Genomic DNA, 16,372 nt, shown 5'->3' with positions numbered 1-16,372 from the left:
AGAGGCTGGACGTGGGCGTGAGATTGCCGCTACCCTAGTGGTGTGCGTCAAACGGATTGCATCTTATTCAGCTTGGCGCGGGCGCGCGTGACTTTCGCCAGGATGTCGGAGGCCTTAGCCGTCCAGATGAACGGTTTTGGATCACGATTGTGCTTTTCGATGTACTGCTCGATCGTGCTGATCAACTCAGGTACCGAGCGCAAGACCGCACGTCGCAACTGATTCTCTGACAAGTCACGAAAGAAGCGTTCGACCATGTTGAGCCAGGAGGCGCTGGTGGGCGTGAAATGCATGTGGAATCGCGGATGCTTGGCCAGCCACGCCTTGACCTCGGGATGCTTATGAGTTGCATAGTTGTCGGCGATCAAATGCAGTTCCTTGCCCTTGGGCGTATTGCGATCGATCTTGCGCAAGAAGCTCAGCCATTCCTGGTGACGATGTTTTGTCTGGCACTGGCTAATGACACTCCCATCGAGCGTGTTCATCGCGGCAAACAGCGTCGTCACACCATTGCGCTTGTAATCGTGCGTCATCGTTTGGGCGCGACCACGCTTGAGCGGCAATCCCGGCTGGGTCCGGTCAAGCGCCTGGATCTGGCTCTTCTCATCGCAGCACAAGACCAATGCGTGCGCCGGGGGATCGAGATACAGCCCAACGATGTCCTCGAGTTTCTCGACGAAGTGCTTGTCGTTCGATACCTTGAAGCTCTCTATCCGATGCGGCTTGAGGCCATGCGCCTGCCAAATACGCCGCACGCTCGCCGCACTGACGCCGGCCACCGCAGCCATGCTGCGCGTGCTCCAATGCGTCGCGTTATCCGGACGCTGCTGCGTCGTCAGCGTCACGATGCTCTTGACCTTGCGGGCGGTGATCTTCGGCTTGCGCCCGGGTCGCGTCTCATCCCGCTCGATTCCGGTCACACCGTCAGCGATAAAGCGACCGCGCCAGCGTGCCACCGTGCCTCGCCAGATACCAAGCTGCGCACCGATCTCCTTGTCCGTCTGGCCCTGCGCGGCGAGCAAAATCATCTTGGCACGCTCGGCCAGTCGAACCGGAACCCTCCGACCCGTAGCCCATGTCTCTAACTGTTTGCGCTGTGCTTCGCTCAGCTCAACTTGCGCCGCGATTCTCATGAGTTCTCCCTCCAGGTAATAAAGGAGACTCGCAAATCGCAATTAAGTTGCATTATTTGTGACGCACTACACTAGTCGGATGCAAAGCTATTACGAAGCCACCGTTACCCGCCCCGAACGTGCTCCGCTGTCCGGCCGCCACAGCGCCGATGTGTGCATTATCGGCGGCGGGCTGGCGGGTTTGTCGACCGCGCTGGGACTCGCCGAGCGCGGCGTCGCTGATGTGGTCGTGCTCGAGGCCCAGCAAGTGGGCTTCGGCGCATCGGGACGCAACGGCGGATTCGTGTTCGGCGGCTATAGCCTCGATTGCGCCGATCTGCTGAAAACCCTGGGGCCGGCCCGCGCACGCGAACTCTATACGCTGACCACCGACGCCGTCGAGCTGATGCGTCAGCGCATCCGGCGCTACGGCATCGATTGCGACGCGACCTATGCCGGCGTGATCCTCGCCAACTGGTTCGACGAACCCGCGCGGCTCGACACACAGCGGCGCCTGATGCAGGAATCGTTCGGCGTCGAGTGGGCGCCCGTGCCAGCTGCGCGACTTGCCCAGCAACTGAAAACGAGCCGTTATCACGGCGGCCTGCTCGAGCACAACGCGTTCCATTTTCATCCGTTGAAATACGTACTCGGTATCGCCGCGGCGGCGGACGACGCAGGCGTGCAGATCCACGAGAACTCGCCCGTCGTGCGTTTGCAGCGCGAGGGCGCCGGCTTTATCGTGCACACGCCGCACGGCGCGATCGAAGCGCGGCACGTCGTGATGGCGGGCGGCGGCTATGCGCGCAACGTCTACGCGAAAGTGGAGCGCGCGGTGCTGCCGATCGCCACCTACGTGATGGCCACCGAACCGCTCGGCGCGCGCCTGAAAGACGCGCTCGATACATCCGCCGCCGTCTACGACACGCGCTTCGCCTTCGACTATTACCGCCCGCTGCCCGACACGCGCATCCTGTGGGGCGGCCGTATCTCGGTACGCGAGCGCGCGCCGGAGGTCATCGCGCGCCTGCTGAGACGCGATCTGCTGAAGGTCTATCCGCAGTTGCACGACGTGCGTATCGAGCACGCCTGGGGCGGCCTGATGAGCTACGCACGGCACAAGATGCCGCAAATCGGCCGCAGTGCGGACGGCGTCTGGTACGCGGTCGGTTTCGGCGGTCACGGCATGGCGCCGACCACCGTCTCCGGCGAATTGCTGGCGGCGGCTATCTCCGGTGAACGCCCGGTGCCCGAAGCATTCGCGGCGTTCGGTTTGACGCGCGCGTACGGCGCGCTCGGTCTGGCAGCCGCGCAACTGACCTACACCACCATGCAAACACGCGACGCGCTCGCCGCCCGGCGCCGTGCACCTCGCCCACCGCTGTGATGCTGCTCCGCACGCCGCCGCCTATGCCGCCGCTTATGCCCGAAACCCGCTCCGGGCGTCGTTTTCGACATGCTAGAATGCGCCGTCACTGCCGCTCGAATACACAATGAAAAAGGGAAGCAAGGCCGCCGAGCCTGATACCAACGGCATCCCGTCCGACGCCCGGCGTAGCGATGCCCGTCGCAAGTACGATCCCGAACAGACGAAGCGCAACATTCTCGAAGTCGCGACCCAGGAGTTCTCCGCGATGGGGCTCACGGGTGCGCGCGTCGACGCGATCGCGGAGCGCACGAACACCACCAAGCGCATGCTGTACTACTACTTCGGCAGCAAGGAAGGGTTGTATCAGGCAGTGCTGGAAAAAGTGTACGGCGACATTCGCGCGCTCGAACAGGATCTGCACGTCAGCGAACTCGACCCGGTCGAGGGCATGCGCGCGCTGGTGGAGTTCACATTCGACTATCACGACCGCCAGCGCGACTTCGTGCGCCTCGTGACGATCGAAAACATTCACGGCGCGAAGTACGTCGAGCAGGTGAAGTCCTTCAAAGGCCGCAACGTCACCGTCATCCACACGATCGAGGATCTGCTCCAACGCGGTATCGCGGCAGGACAGTTTCGCAGCGACGTCGATGCGATCGACCTGCATCTGCTGATCAGCTCGCTGTGCTTTCACCGCATCGGCAATCGCCATACCTTCGGCACGGCGTTCGGCCGCGATCCGTCGCATCCGCGTTTGCGCGCACGGCATCGCGCGATGATCGTCGATGCCGTGCTGCGCTTCGTGCGCAAGGAAGACTGAAATCAAGAAAGGGACGCGGCAAGCCGCGTCCCTTCAGTTTCCACATCGATTTCCAGCGCTTCAGGCGCCGCTCAATCCGCCAGCACGATCCGCTTGATATCGCCGACGATAAAGATGTACGACAGCGCGCCGATCAACGCGATCGCGCCGATGAACACCAGCGCGCCGACAAACGAGCCGGTTGCCGCGACGATGAATCCCACCACCAGCGGCGTCACGATGCCGGCCAGATTGGCCGCGAAGTTGAAGATGCCGCCGGTCACGCCGAGCAGGCCGTCGGGTGCGATGTCCGACACCAGCGTCCAGCCAAGCGCGGCCATACCCTGCGCAAAAAACGCCACCGACAGAATCGCGATCACCGCCACGTTGCTCTCGACATAGTTGGCGAGAACGATCGTCGAGGCGAGCAGCAGGCCGGCGATGATCGGCAGCTTGCGCGCCACGTTCGGCGACTTGCCGCGCCGCAGGAGCCAGTCGGAGAAAATCCCGCCGAACATCACGCCGATCGACGCCGCAATGAACGGCATGATCGCGAAGAAGCCGATCTTCAGCCACGCCATATGGCGCTCGGTGGCGAGATACGTCGGAAACCAGGTGAGGAAGAACACCAGCGTCGAGTTGCCGGCGAACTGGCCGAGACAGATGCCGGTCAGCTGACGATGCTTGAGCAGGCGGCCGATGGTGCGCCATTCGAAACCGCTCTTGCCCGCCGCGGCCGAAGCGGCAGAGACACCAGAGGCACCGGCATCCTTCTTCCGATGCGTCAAACCGCCACCCGCTTCGATATAGTCGAGCTCCGCCTGATTGGCCGACGGATGATCGCGCGGCTCGCGATAGAACGCCCACCAGATGAAGCCGAATACGATGCCCACGCCGCCCACCACGAAAAACAGCGAACGCCAGCCGAACGCGCCCATCAGCGCGAACAGGAACGGGCTGAAAAACGCCAGGCCGATATATTCGCCGACGGTGTAGGTGCCGGTTGCCATCGCGCGTTCGCTTTGCGGGAACCACGTCGCCACGACCCGGCTATTGGTCGGAAAACACGGCGCTTCCGACACGCCGAGACCGAGCCGGAACACGAACAGCGCGCCGATGCCATGCACCAGCCCTTGTGCCAGCGTGCACAGCGACCAGAACGTCATCGACAGAAAATACGTGAGCTTGCTGCCGAAGCGATCGAGAAACAGCCCGCCCGGAATCTGCGAGGCCACGTAGCTCCACGAGAACACGGAGAACAACAACCCCATCAGTGCGGCGTTGATGCCGAGCTCCCTGGTCAACTGCGGCGCCGCGATGCCGAGCACCGTGCGATCCAGATAATTGATCATGGTGCCGACCGCCAGCAGCGTGAGTATCTGAAAGCGGGCTTTCGAACGGCGCGTCGTGCTGAGCACGGCATCGCCTGGCAGCGTTGCGTCGGCGGGGTTGGAATGGATCGGTTGGGGCATGTCTTCTCCAGGTTTCTCTGATCGTTTCTGATCTTCTTGTACGTTGCGTTGCTTGTACGTTGCTCGTGCGCTGGATGCGTGTGTGTGAACTAGCCTTCCAGCAACGACTGGAAATGCGCATACACGCGCTCGGCGTCCGGTTCCAGTCCGGTGAAAATGCGCATTGCGTCGACCGCCTGATAGACCGCCATGCCGCCGCCGCTCAGCGTGCGGCAGCCGAGCGCTTCGGCAGCCTGCAACAACGCCGTGCGAATCGGGAAATAAACGACGTCGGCGACCCACAAGTCGCGGTGCAGCAATTCGACCGGCAACGGCAAGCCGGGCAATTTCGCCATCCCGGTAGGCGTTGCGTGAATCAGGCCGGTGGCGGCTTTGAGCGACTCGGCAAGCGAGCCGCCGGCGCTCACGGTCGACGCGGGAAAGCGTTTTTGCAATTCCGCGGCGAGCGAGGCGGCGCGCGCGGCATCCACATCGAACAGCGTGAGCGTTTTCGTGCCCATCGTCAGCGCGGCATGGGCGACCGCCGCGCCGGCACCGCCCGCGCCCAGCTGGACAACGCGCTCCAGCGACACACCCGGCAAACCGCGCTGAAACGCGCGGGCGAAACCGGACCAGTCCGTGTTGTGGCCGATGCATTTGCCGTCCTTGAGCAACACCGTGTTCACGGCGCCGAGCGCGCGCGCGTCGTCGGACAGTTCGTCGAGCAGCGGGATGACGCTCTGCTTGCACGGGTACGTGACGTTCAGGCCGTTAAAGCCCATCCGTTCAGCCGCAACGAGCAGATCGGGGAGCGCGGTGGCGTCGAGCTTCAATGCTTCCAGATCGATGCGCCGGTAGACATAGTGCAAGCCGAGCCGGCTGCCCTCTTCCTCATGCATCGCGGGGCTCAGCGAGCCGCCGATGCCTGAACCGATCAAGCCGACAAGATAAGACTTCGCGTTCATTTAGCCGCCCTATTCTTAAGAATGGTCGCCATCCGTTCCAGCGCGAGCACGTAACCTTGCGTACCGCAGCCGATGATGACAGCCTCGGCCACCGCCGATACGAACGAGTGATGCCGGAACGCTTCGCGCCGATGCACGTTGGAAATATGCACTTCGATTACGGGTTTTTCGATCGCGGAGAGCGCATCGGCGATCGCCACCGACGTATGCGTGTAAGCAGCCGGATTGATCACGATGCCGTCGACCTTGGTGCGCGCCGCATGCAGCCAGTCGATCAGCTGATGCTCGGCGTTCGACTGGCAGAAGTCGATCGACAGGTCGAGCCGCTCGCCCGCCTCGCGGCAAAGTCTCGCGACGTCATCGAGTGTTTCCGAGCCGTAGATGGCCGGCTCGCGCGTGCCCAGCAGATTGAGATTCGGCCCGTTGAGGACCAGCACTGATGCAAAGCTCATGACAACTACTCCTGCAAAGTAACGCATAAAGCGGACCATGAAGCGGGCCACCGGGTGGACCCAGGAAACACGCCGCTTTTTTGTAACGTGAGTGCAGTGTGCGCGCATTGGCGGCATCCGTCATTCGGGGTTTGCTCTAATTTGTACGATCTAGTTAGTTTGTATAGACTTGCAAAAAATTGGGCTAAAGTGGGCCATTGCGGCCTGCTTCTTACCTGCACAAGGTAACGAAATAGATCATTTTGCGCATCGCAACATGATCGGTGCCAGCCACGCAGACACTGCCGCAGACGCTTGTCCGCGCCCTTTTCAGCAGCCGTTTCACCGTTTTTTGCAGGAGCCGTTCATGCAACGTTCGATTGCCACCGTGTCGATCAGCGGAACCCTGGTCGAGAAGCTAACCGCGATTCAGGCGGCGGGTTTCGAAGGCGTCGAGATCTTCGAGAACGACCTGCTGTATTTCGACGGCTCGCCCGCCGATGTGCGACGCATTGCCGACGGTCTCGGGCTGAAAATCATGCTGTTCCAGCCGTTCCGCGATTTCGACGGCGTGAGCGCGGAACGCCTCGCGCGCAATCTCGATCGGGCGAAGCGCAAGTTCGACGTGATGCACGAACTGGGCACGGACCGCATTCTGGTGTGCAGCAACGTGTCGCCCGACACCCTTTGCGACGACGCGCTGATGATCGATCAGCTAGGCGCGTTGGCCCGCGCGGCCGAAGCAGCCGGCGTGATCGCCGGTTATGAAGCGCTGGCGTGGGGCAAACATGTGAAGACGTACCGGCACGCGTGGAAGCTCGTCAACGCGGTCGATCATCCGAACCTCGGGCTCGTGCTCGACAGCTTTCACACACTGTCGCTGAGCGATTCGGTGGAGGCGATCGCCGACATCCCGGGCGATCGCATCGCTTTCGTGCAGATCGCCGATGCGCCGAAGCTGGCTATGGACGTGCTCGAATGGAGCCGCCACTACCGCTGCTTTCCGGGCCAGGGCGACTTCGATCTGGCGGGCTTTACCGCGCAGGTCGTCAAAACCGGCTACCAGGGGCCGCTTTCGCTCGAAATTTTCAACGACGGTTTTCGCGCCGCGCCGACCACGATTACCGCCGCGGACGGCCACCGCTCCCTGCTGTTCCTCGAGGAGCAAACCCGGGCGCTGCTCGAATCCGCGCAGCAGCCGGTCGGGCAGCTTTATCAGTCGCCCGACGCGCCCGCGCACGTCGGTTATCAGTTCCTCGAATTCGCCGTCGACCACACGACCCGCGCACAACTCGTCGACTGGCTCGGCAAGCTGCGTTTTCGCCAGGCCGGCCGGCATCGCTCGAAAGATGTGACGCTGTATCAGCACGGTGCGGCATCGATCGTGCTGAACGCCGAACCCGATTCGTTCGCCAACGCGTTCTTCCAGCAGCATGGTTTGTCGCTGTGCGCGTCGGCCTTTCGCGTCGACGATGCAAACCAGGCGTTCGAGCGCGCCGCCGGCTTCGGTTACGCGCCGTTCTCCGGCCAGATCGGCCCGAACGAGCGCGTATTGCCCGCCGTGCAGGCGCCCGACGGCAGCCTGAACTATTTCGTCGACGAAGCGCCGGACCAGCCCACGCTGTTCGAAGCCGATTTCGTCCTCACCGACGTCAACGGCCCGAGCGAAGTGGGTCCGCTCACCCGCATCGACCATGTCTGCCTGTCGGTGCCGGCCAATTCGCTGGATACGTGGGTGCTGTTTCTGAGAACCGCCTTCGGTTTCGAAGCCGAACCCGGCGTGCTGGTGCCGGATCCTTACGGGCTGGTGCGCAGCCGCGCGCTGCGCAGCCACGACGGTTCGGTGCGCATCGCGCTGAACGCGTCAGTGGACCGTCACACGGCGGTGGCCGAGGCGCTGCACACCTATCACGGCTCCGGGCTGAACCACGTCGCGTTCAGCACGGGCGACATCTTCAGCGCGATCCCCGAATTCGTCGCCGACGGCGTGCCGGTTCTGCGTATCCCGCGCAATTACTACGACGACCTCGCCGCCCGCTATGCGCTGCCGGACGAGACGCTGGACGCGCTGCGCGCCCACAACATCCTGTACGACCGCGACGAACGCGGCGGCGAATTCTTCCACGCTTACACCGAACTGCTCGACCAGCGCTTTTTCCTCGAAATCGTCGAACGGCGCGGCGGCTACGACGGCTATGGCGCGGCCAATGCGGCCGTGCGCCTTGCGGCGCAGGCGCAGCGCCGCAAGTAGGCGATCAACCGGCGCGCCAGGCAGATCGCGGCGCCGGCTCGGGTGAGCCCGCCGCATCGATATAATGGCGGTTGATCCGCGGTCCGGTGCAACGCGGCGGCGCCTTCGGTTGGGCGCCGTGCCACAGCCAGCCGGACCGAAACGCCAGGAGAGATATGAAGAAGTTTGCCGTAGTCCTGTCAGTTCCACTGCTGCTTAGCGCTTGCGCGTACTTTCAGAAGAACCCGGATGCCGGCGAGCCCGTCACCGACAGCACGACCCAACGCTCGGTCAACGACGTGGTGGCCTGCCTGACGCAAGTGGCGACCCGCCACAACGCCGCTTTCAAGTCGACGGCGATCCCGCAGGGTCAGATGCTCGACTTCGGCGATTCGAATATCGTCAAGGTGCGCAGCGACAATGGCGCGACCACTTACCGCTTTTACGCGGGCAATCGCCATGTCGGCAATTTGTGGATCGAGTCGGCCAGCAAAACCTGCGCGCCGTGAGGTAAGAATCGGCAAGTGTAACGATCGGTAACTTGTTCCGACGCAATCATAGTGTCACGGTGTTACAGGACAATGCAGCCTTAAGAATCGTTTAAGGCTTCATCCGCATGATCCGTCCGACACTATCCCGTAAAAGGTGCGTTCAATGAACCAGCCCGATCACAACACGAACGACACGCAGGCTCCGGCTCGGCGGCCCACCATTTTGCGCCGCCTGCTGAGCCACCACGAACTGGCGACGCTGCTACTATTGCTGCACGCGCCGATTGACGCTTCCGCGAAACCCGAGATTCCGCAGCTTCACGAAGCCGGTCTGATCGAAACGGTATCCGGCGATGCCGGCTCGTCGCATATCCGCTTGACGCCTGAGGGCAATGCCGTGCTGCGTGGGCTCGGGGTGAAGTAAGACTTTACGCCTGCCACACGCCGTACCCCGCTTCGCGTAGCCCAATCGCCAATTCCACTTCCATATCCTGTGCGCCGCTGTAAGGCATTGGATTGAACACTTCATACAGTTCGGGCACGAGGCGCAGGCCGTAATCGCGCACATAGCGATTTGCCTGAATGCCGGCCTTATGCCGGTCGAACCTCAGATCCGGGTCCAGCCCCGTCATTCCCACATACACCCAAGGCTTGTCGAACCGGTAGTCCGGATTCGCGCGGCGAAAGCGCGCCTCGTTCCAGACCTTGTCGTCCAGCAGGACGACGTAGACGTAGTAGTGATGCTTGCGACGAACCATGTACCGCGGCTCAGCTTCGCGCGGTTCCGTGCAGCAGCATCCGGTACTCGGTCGGCGTCACGCCGACGGTCGCCTTGAATTGCCGCGTAAAAGCGCTATGGTCGGTGTAGCCGCAGAGCGCGGCGACGTCGGTGACCTTGTCGTGTGAAACCAGCAGCGCGGTGGCGGCGTCGAGACGTGTTTTCAGCAGCACCTGGCGCGGCGTCAAATGAAACACTTTGTGAAAGTAGCGCTCCAGTTGCGCCACCGACATATCCGCCATCGCCGCAAGCTGTTTCAGATTCAACGGCTGCACGTAGTTTTCCTGGATCGACTGCACCACCGCGGCGAGTCGGCTGTACGCGGGATGACTGCCCTCGTCCGCTTTCAGGTCGCGCGAAATGCCGGCGAGGCCGACCACCTTGCCCGCCGCATCGCGCAACGGCTGTTTGCAGGTCAGACACCAGCCAGGCTGGCGGCCCGGATAAAGGTGCAGTTCCAGCTGGTCGATCATCTGGTTGCCGACGTTGATGATCGCCTTGTCCTGCGCGGTGTAGATGCGGCCGAAGCGGCGCGGAAACACGTCCTCGGCGGTCTTGCCGAGCAGCGCGGCTTTTTCCTTGTAGCCGCAGCGCGAAGCCAGCGTGCGATTGACCAGCGCATAGCGCGCCTGCGCGTCCTTGACGAAGAACACGACGTCCGGCATCGCGTCGAACACCGGCTCGAGCAGCGTGAAATGCGACAGCATGCCGGACAGCGTTGCGTCGTCGGCTTCGAGCGGATGAGCCAGCGTGTTCATCGTGCGTGTCCCGTTTTGTGCCTTGTTGCCTTTTGTGCCGGTTGTCCGTGCATCTGGGCGGTTGGCCTGTGCAGTCGATTATAGGGCCAGGCGGCGGGTGACAATATCCGCCCCGAGGGATGTCCCCATGGGGGACTTGTCCTTTGGAGCGGACGTCATCCAGACGGCGGCGGCTCGGCACTCACCGCCATCAGTGTGCCGATTTGCGCTGGGCTGAACGGCGGGCGTGGCGCGGCGGCTTGCCAGCCGAAATACAGGCTCGCCGCCGTACTGCAAATTCTTCCCTGGCACGCCCCCATGCCGCAGCGGGTATGCCGCTTGGCCTCGCGCCAGTTCGGATAGGCGCGCACTTCGCCGATGCTCACGTCTTCGCAGCGGCAGAGCAACGTGGTGTCGGCGGGCATGGCGCGCGCGGCGTCCTGCAATGCAAATGCCGCCTCGACGCGCTTTCCGAAACGTCGCCATCGCGCACGTTCGGTACATTGCGTGTGCAGCTCGGCGCGGCTTCCGGTGGTGTGGCTCGCCACGAGGCCCGCGATCTCGCCTTCCGCGCGCGCCAGCTCCGCGCCGCCGATACCCGTGCATTCGCCGGCGGCCAGCACGTTGTGGATCGAAGTCCGCTGCTCGCTGTCGACGACGATCTCGCCCGCAGCGCCGATCTCGCACCCTAGCGCTTGCGCCAGCGTGATATTCGGCACGAGTCCATAGCCGCACGCGACGCGGTCGCAATCCAGCGTCACGTCGCGTTCGCCGCGCCGGATCGTCACGCGTTCGACGCGGCCGTCGCCCTGTGCCTCCCGCACGACGCTGCTGGTCCAGTAACGCAAGCCCGCAAAACCGCGCGTCAAGCGAGCGGCTTGCCACAACTTCGCGGGCTCGGCGAACAGCGACGCGCCGAAGCGCGCGACCTTCGCCGCCGATGCCTGTTCGACCACAGCCACCACGTGCGCCCCGGCGGCGCGCGCGCTGGCTAGCGCGGCAAGCAGCAACGGACCGCTGCCGGCGATCACGATCCGTTCGCCGCGCACCGGCATGCCGCCTTTGATGAGCGCCTGCAGCGCGCCCGCGCCGGTCACGCCGGGCAGCGTCCAGCCGGCGAACGGCAACAGGCGCTCGCGTGCGCCGGTCGCCAGGATCAACCGCTCATAGGTGACGCACACACCGCCGTGCCCGGCCGATTCGAGCAGCAAACCGCGTGGGGCCAACGGCGCGATCACGCGGGTCGAAGGCAATAGCGTGACGTTGCCTTGCCTGTGCAAGGCAGCGAGCAATGTGTGTAGCGGCGCTTGCGGCGCATGTCCGGGCCCCTGTCGCCAGATCTGCCCGCCCGCGCGCGGATTGTCGTCGAGGACCGCGACCGACGCGCCCTCGCGCGCCGCCGCACGTGCGGCATTCAACCCAGCTGGACCGGCACCGACGACGACAATATCGAAGTGCTGTTTCATCGCGCGCCCATGAAGCCCATGAAGCCCGTCATGCCGGTGTGCACGGTTTGCCCGTCGCGGCAAAGCGTCTGGCACGCCAGCGCGTGCTGCCGGCCGTCGATCGTGACGCGGCATTCCTGGCACACGCCCATGCCGCACAGCGCGGCGCGCGGCTCGCCGCCGACCGAGGTCCGCGTGCCGCGTATTCCGGCCAAGACGAGCGCGGCGGCGACGGTCGTGCCGGCTTCGACGTCGATAGTTCTATCATCGATCGTCAAGCGAACGCGCGCGCCGCCGGCCATCATCGAGTTAGACATGACAGTCCCGTTCGGTGAATCGCGCCGGCAGATACGGCTCGACAGGAATGGGCGCGACGCTCGCCGTGATTTGCGCGGCGAGCAGCCTGGCGGTGGCGAGCGACGTCGTCACACCCAGCCCCTCGTGGCCGACGGCCAGCCAGACGCCGGGCGCGCGATCGCCGGCCGGACCGATCAGCGGCAAACCATCCGGCGACGCCGCGCGAAAGCCGGTCCACGCGCGAATGCCATTGAGCGTCGGCAGTACCGGCAGATAGCGCGCGGCACGTTGCAGCATTTGCGCGAGCACCGGCATCTCGACAGCGGGATCGGTGGTATCGAACTGGCGAGACGAGCCGATCAGCAATTGGCCGGTAGGCCGCGGTTGCGCATTGAACGCCACCGACGTGCCGCTCGCATGATGCGCGCTCTTGATGTACCCGAGTTCGAGCAGCTGATGACGAATCAGCGCGGGATAGCGGTCGGTAATCAGCAGATGGCCCTTCTTCGCTTGCAACGGCAGCCATGGCGCGAGCCGCTGTGCGCCGAGACCATTGGCGACGATCACGTGCGCCGCGCTCGCGCGCTCGCCATCGGCGAGAGTCACACGATGCACGCCGATCGCGGTGACTTGCGCCCCCCGCCGCACACGGATATTCGCCGCGCCCGGCGATTGCGTCAGCAGCCACTGCGCGACCGTCGGCGCATACACGATGCTGTCGTGCCCGATCCGCAAACCGCCTGCCATCGACCCCGCCAGCGCCGGCTCACACTCGCGCAACGCAGCCGCGCCGAGCAGTTCCGCGGCGACACCCTGTGCGGCGAACACGGCCTGCATCGCGCATGCGGCTTGCCATTCCTCGTCGTCCGCTGCGACCCACAGCGTGCCGCAGCGCGCGAACGCATCGCAAGGACGCAACTGCGGCGCCAGTTCCAGCCACAACTCGCGCGAATAGCGGCTCAGCGCGAATTCCGCCGGCGAGTCGTTCATCACGACGATATGGCCCATGCCCGCCGCGGTCGCGCCGCCGCCGATGCCCTGCTCGTCCAGCACTTCGACCCGCATGCCGCACGCCGCCAGTTCCGCCGCGCAGGCCGCGCCGACAATGCCAGCCCCGACGATCACCGCGTCCGCTGTCATGCCGTGCGGATGCCCCATGCGAACGGATCGCGCGCGTCGAAACACAGGCGTCCTTCGGCCATGATGTGCGCGTGGCCAGTGATGGTCGGAATCACCGAAACGCCATCGCCGGCGTGGTGATAGCTTGCCTCGAACACGCTGCCGATGATGCTTTCCTGGCGCCACACCGCACCTTCGGCCAGCTTGCCGTCGGCGGCGAGGCAGGCAACTTTCGCGCTCGTGCCGGTGCCGCACGGCGAGCGGTCGTACGCGTTGCCCGGACACAGCACGAAGCTGCGGCTGTCGAAGCCGTCGCGCGAGCCGGGCCCGAAGAGTTCAACGTGGTCGATCAACGCACCATCCGCGCCCGTGATGCGCTGCGCGATCAAGGCGTCGCGAATCGCCGCGCTGAATGCAGTCAATTCACCGATGTGCGCGGCTTCCAGCGCGCGCCCATGTTCGGCGACAAGGAAAAACCAGTTACCGCCCCATCCAATGTCGCCGCTCAGCGTGCCGTAGCCCGGCACATCCACCTGTACGCCTTTGCGGTAGCGATAAGCCGGCACGTTGCGCACGGCAACACTACCGTCCTCGTTGAGCGTCGCTTCGACAACGCCGACCGGCGTCTCGATCCGATGGCGCCCTGGCCCGATCCGTCCCATGTGCGCAAGGGAGACGACAAGGCCGATCGTGCCGTGTCCGCACATGCCGAGATAGCCGACGTTGTTAAAGAAGATCACGCCCGCCGCGCACGCCGGGTCGTCGGGCTCGCACAGCAGCGCGCCGACCACCACGTCGGAGCCGCGCGGTTCGGTGACGATGCCCGCGCGCCAGTCGTCGAAACGCGTGCGCAACACGTCGAGGCGTTGCGCCAGCGTGCCGCCGCCGAGATCCGGCCCACCCGACACCACCAGGCGGGTCGGTTCACCGCCGGTGTGCGAGTCGATGATTTTCAAGGTTTTCATGACGTCCATGGTAGGAATGCCGGGCTGGCAAGTCTTGGTGTGCGTGCGCGTGGATTGTGACGATTTCGGCATAGCCTGCCAGCACGCTTTGCAGCACGCTGCGCTGTTGAAACTGACTCGGGCGGCGTCGGGATCGCTCGCGTACAGTGGCAGCGCGAAGCACGTTGGCCACTCCATTCCCGCGACCTCGCCGCATGCGCGGTTCTATCTTGAAACATCCGCCAAACTTCAACCGTTGGGCCTGAATGCACAATTACTATGCTGAAATCGTCATTCATCACGCGGCAATCGCGCAAGACGGCGGCAATTTCCCTGCTTACACTGCGCTTCGACTCATCACATTCAGGAGAGCAGTCGTGGCGCATATCTGGGAAGGTGTATTGCCCGCAGTCACTACCAAATTCAACGCGGATTTCAGCATAGATCGTGCATGGACCGGCAAGAATATCGATGCGCAGATCGAGGCGGGGGTGGACGGCATCATCGTGTGCGGATCGCTCGGCGAGGCGTCGACGCTCTCGCTGGACGAGAAGCTGCAAGTGCTCGACATCGCCGTCGAAACCGCGCGCGGCCGCGTCCCGGTTCTGCTGACGATCGCCGAAAACAGCACGCTCGACGCCTGCCGTCAGGCCGAAGCCGGCAGCCGGCGAGGCGCGGCCGGTTTCATGGTGTTGCCGGGGCTGCGTTATCTGTCCGACCGGCGCGAGACGCTGTATCACTTCCGCAGCGTCGCCGATGCCAGCGCACTGCCGCTGATGATTTACAACAATCCGCTCGCATATGGCGTCGACATGACGCCGGAGATGTTCGCCGAAATCGCCGACGAAAAGAAAATCGTCGCGATCAAGGAATCATGCGGCGACGTGCGGCGCGTGACCGATCTGATCAACGTGGTCGGCGACCGTTTCGCGATTCTGTGCGGCGTCGATAACCTGGCGATGGAAGCGATACTGATGGGCGCGCACGGCTGGGTGGCCGGTCTCGTGTGCGCATTTCCGCGCGAGACGGTAGTGATCTACCAGTTGCTGAAGGCAGGCCGCCTTGAAGAAGCCCGCGCCATCTATCGCTGGTTCGCGCCCTTGCTCGCGCTCGACGTGTCGCCGAAGCTGGTGCAGAACATCAAGCTGGCCGAGGCGATCGTCGGACTCGGCACGGAACCGGTGCGGCCGCCGCGCCTGCCGCTGATCGGCGACGAACGCGAGGCTGTGGAAGCGCTGATCCGCCGGTCGCTCGAGACGCGTCCGGCGTTGCCGTCGCTTTGAGGTGTCCAGCGGCAAGGTGGTGAGGGTTGCCGGCTACGTGAGCGGCGCGCAACGCCGGCACGGGCCGTCATAAGCTCAGGCAGCCTGCTGCTGCGCGTCGGCCTCGTCTTGCGGCATATGCAGCAGCCGATAGCCGCTCTTGTACACCGGTTGCAGGCGGAAGTCGTTTTGCGGCTCGATTTCGAGCAACAGACGCAAACGCGATACGTGGCTGTCGATCGTGCGCGTGAACTCGCGGAATTCGCGGCCCCACACCATCGCGAAAATATGATCGCGCGACATCACGCGGCCGATATTGGAAAAGAACAGCGACGCCAACCGGTATTGCGTACCCGATAGCGGCACCAGCTGCCCGCGCAGCATGACGAGCTGGCGACGGGTGTCGAAACGGTACGGGCCGACATCGAAGCCGCCCGCGCTTAAACGATCCGGATAGGCGCGGCGCAAGAGCGCGGCAATGCGCTCGCGGAACTCGCCTGGGCGCACCGGCAGCCCGACGTAATCGTCCGCTCCACCGGTGAAAGCGCGCACCACGCTGTCCTCCGACGTTTCGGCCGAAGCGAACAGGACCGGCAGGCGGTCACCGCCCACCGCCCGCACCGACCTCAGCACTTCGGCGCCGGACAGGCGTGTGCCCTGCCAATCCAGCACGAGGAGATCCACCGTGGAACGAGCAAGCATTTTCGACATGGCGAGACCGTCGTCGTAACTCATGCAGGTGTGTCCGGCCTGCATGACGATCCTCTCGATCGATTGACGCTGCACAGGGTCACGCTGAAGGATGGCAATACGCATGGGGATGACTCTCAACTGATATCTCGGACGCGATTCTCAGAGGGGCACCCGCTCTATTACATAGGAGCAGTCCTAAATTGCATGTCCGGCGCCCCGATCTGACGAACCGACGTCACGTTCCGACAA

The 16,372-nt window shown here is 64.0% G+C and carries 17 protein-coding genes; 6 read left to right on the top strand and 11 right to left on the bottom strand.

The window, feature by feature from the left end; translation table 11 throughout:
- Window positions 1-47 precede the first annotated feature (47 nt).
- A complete protein-coding gene (locus tag SB772_RS27800) occupies window positions 48-1,133 on the bottom strand; it encodes an IS630 family transposase (RefSeq protein WP_410836381.1) in 1,086 nt (361 codons plus the stop codon).
- A 79-nt stretch (window positions 1,134-1,212) separates the two neighbouring features.
- Between SB772_RS27800 and SB772_RS27795 the strand changes: the two genes are divergently transcribed.
- Together SB772_RS27795 and SB772_RS27790 are read left to right on the top strand one after the other, a co-directional pair.
- A complete protein-coding gene (locus SB772_RS27795) occupies window positions 1,213-2,499 on the top strand; it encodes an NAD(P)/FAD-dependent oxidoreductase (protein WP_410836488.1) in 1,287 nt (428 codons plus the stop codon).
- Between the two features lie 106 nt (window positions 2,500-2,605).
- A complete protein-coding gene (locus tag SB772_RS27790; protein WP_410836380.1) occupies window positions 2,606-3,301 on the top strand; it encodes a TetR family transcriptional regulator in 696 nt (231 codons plus the stop codon).
- 71 nt (window positions 3,302-3,372) lie between these two features.
- Here the strand turns inward: SB772_RS27790 and SB772_RS27785 are convergent, their stop codons facing one another.
- From SB772_RS27785 to aroQ, 3 genes are all read right to left on the bottom strand, one after another.
- Entirely contained in the window at window positions 3,373-4,752 is a 1,380-nt protein-coding gene (locus SB772_RS27785) for an MFS transporter (protein ID WP_410836379.1), read from the bottom strand.
- Window positions 4,753-4,841: 89 nt separating this feature from the next.
- Complete coding sequence (locus SB772_RS27780; RefSeq protein ID WP_410836378.1) at window positions 4,842-5,696, bottom strand: shikimate dehydrogenase; 855 nt, start codon at window positions 5,694-5,696, stop codon at window positions 4,842-4,844.
- Window positions 5,693-6,148 (bottom strand): type II 3-dehydroquinate dehydratase, encoded by a 456-nt coding sequence (gene aroQ, locus SB772_RS27775; RefSeq protein WP_410836377.1) that lies wholly within the window; start codon window positions 6,146-6,148, stop codon window positions 5,693-5,695. The genes SB772_RS27780 and aroQ overlap by 4 nt, the downstream gene beginning before the upstream one ends.
- A gap of 346 nt (window positions 6,149-6,494) precedes the next feature.
- Here aroQ and SB772_RS27770 point away from each other — a divergent pair, with 346 nt between their 5' ends.
- The 3 genes from SB772_RS27770 to SB772_RS27760 all read left to right on the top strand — a co-directional run bounded on the left by SB772_RS27770 (window position 6,495) and on the right by SB772_RS27760 (window position 9,272).
- On the top strand, window positions 6,495-8,378 hold the full coding sequence (locus SB772_RS27770) for a bifunctional sugar phosphate isomerase/epimerase/4-hydroxyphenylpyruvate dioxygenase family protein (RefSeq protein WP_410836376.1): 1,884 nt from the start codon (window positions 6,495-6,497) through the stop codon (window positions 8,376-8,378).
- Window positions 8,379-8,533: 155 nt separating this feature from the next.
- Window positions 8,534-8,866, top strand: a complete 333-nt coding sequence (locus tag SB772_RS27765; RefSeq protein ID WP_410836375.1) for a hypothetical protein — start codon at window positions 8,534-8,536, stop codon at window positions 8,864-8,866.
- 145 nt (window positions 8,867-9,011) lie between these two features.
- A complete protein-coding gene (locus tag SB772_RS27760; protein WP_341318848.1) occupies window positions 9,012-9,272 on the top strand; it encodes a hypothetical protein in 261 nt (86 codons plus the stop codon).
- A gap of 4 nt (window positions 9,273-9,276) precedes the next feature.
- Here the strand turns inward: SB772_RS27760 and SB772_RS27755 are convergent, their stop codons facing one another.
- The 6 genes from SB772_RS27755 to SB772_RS27730 all read right to left on the bottom strand — a co-directional run bounded on the left by SB772_RS27755 (window position 9,277) and on the right by SB772_RS27730 (window position 14,198).
- A complete protein-coding gene (locus SB772_RS27755) occupies window positions 9,277-9,606 on the bottom strand; it encodes a hypothetical protein (RefSeq protein ID WP_410836374.1) in 330 nt (109 codons plus the stop codon).
- Window positions 9,607-9,616: 10 nt separating this feature from the next.
- Entirely contained in the window at window positions 9,617-10,384 is a 768-nt protein-coding gene (locus tag SB772_RS27750; protein ID WP_341318846.1) for an AraC family transcriptional regulator, read from the bottom strand.
- 155 nt (window positions 10,385-10,539) lie between these two features.
- Window positions 10,540-11,829 carry an FAD-dependent oxidoreductase gene (locus SB772_RS27745; RefSeq protein ID WP_410836373.1) on the bottom strand — a complete coding sequence of 430 codons (1,290 nt, stop codon included), beginning with the start codon at window positions 11,827-11,829 and terminating at the stop codon, window positions 10,540-10,542.
- Window positions 11,826-12,113, bottom strand: coding sequence for a (2Fe-2S)-binding protein (locus tag SB772_RS27740; RefSeq protein ID WP_410836487.1), 288 nt, complete (start codon window positions 12,111-12,113; stop codon window positions 11,826-11,828). The genes SB772_RS27745 and SB772_RS27740 overlap by 4 nt, the downstream gene beginning before the upstream one ends.
- A 4-nt stretch (window positions 12,114-12,117) precedes the next feature.
- Complete coding sequence (locus SB772_RS27735) at window positions 12,118-13,245, bottom strand: NAD(P)/FAD-dependent oxidoreductase (RefSeq protein WP_410836486.1); 1,128 nt, start codon at window positions 13,243-13,245, stop codon at window positions 12,118-12,120.
- On the bottom strand, window positions 13,242-14,198 hold the full coding sequence (locus SB772_RS27730; RefSeq protein WP_410836372.1) for a 4-hydroxyproline epimerase: 957 nt from the start codon (window positions 14,196-14,198) through the stop codon (window positions 13,242-13,244). The genes SB772_RS27735 and SB772_RS27730 overlap by 4 nt, the downstream gene beginning before the upstream one ends.
- 347 nt (window positions 14,199-14,545) lie before the next feature.
- Here SB772_RS27730 and SB772_RS27725 point away from each other — a divergent pair, with 347 nt between their 5' ends.
- The gene (locus SB772_RS27725; RefSeq protein WP_410836371.1) at window positions 14,546-15,451 is read left to right on the top strand and encodes a dihydrodipicolinate synthase family protein; all 906 of its coding nucleotides are present in this window, start codon (window positions 14,546-14,548) and stop codon (window positions 15,449-15,451) included.
- Between the two features lie 75 nt (window positions 15,452-15,526).
- Here the strand turns inward: SB772_RS27725 and SB772_RS27720 are convergent, their stop codons facing one another.
- Window positions 15,527-16,246: a response regulator transcription factor gene (locus tag SB772_RS27720; RefSeq protein WP_410836370.1), complete on the bottom strand. Its 720-nt coding sequence runs from the start codon at window positions 16,244-16,246 to the stop codon at window positions 15,527-15,529.
- Window positions 16,247-16,372 lie beyond the last annotated feature (126 nt).

Origin of the sequence: Paraburkholderia sp. SIMBA_030, from assembly GCF_046535245.1 — a bacterium.
Taxonomy (GTDB): Bacteria; Pseudomonadota; Gammaproteobacteria; order Burkholderiales; family Burkholderiaceae; genus Paraburkholderia.
Note: the sequence above shows the minus strand (reverse complement) of the source record. Positions and strands in the feature narration are given on the sequence as shown.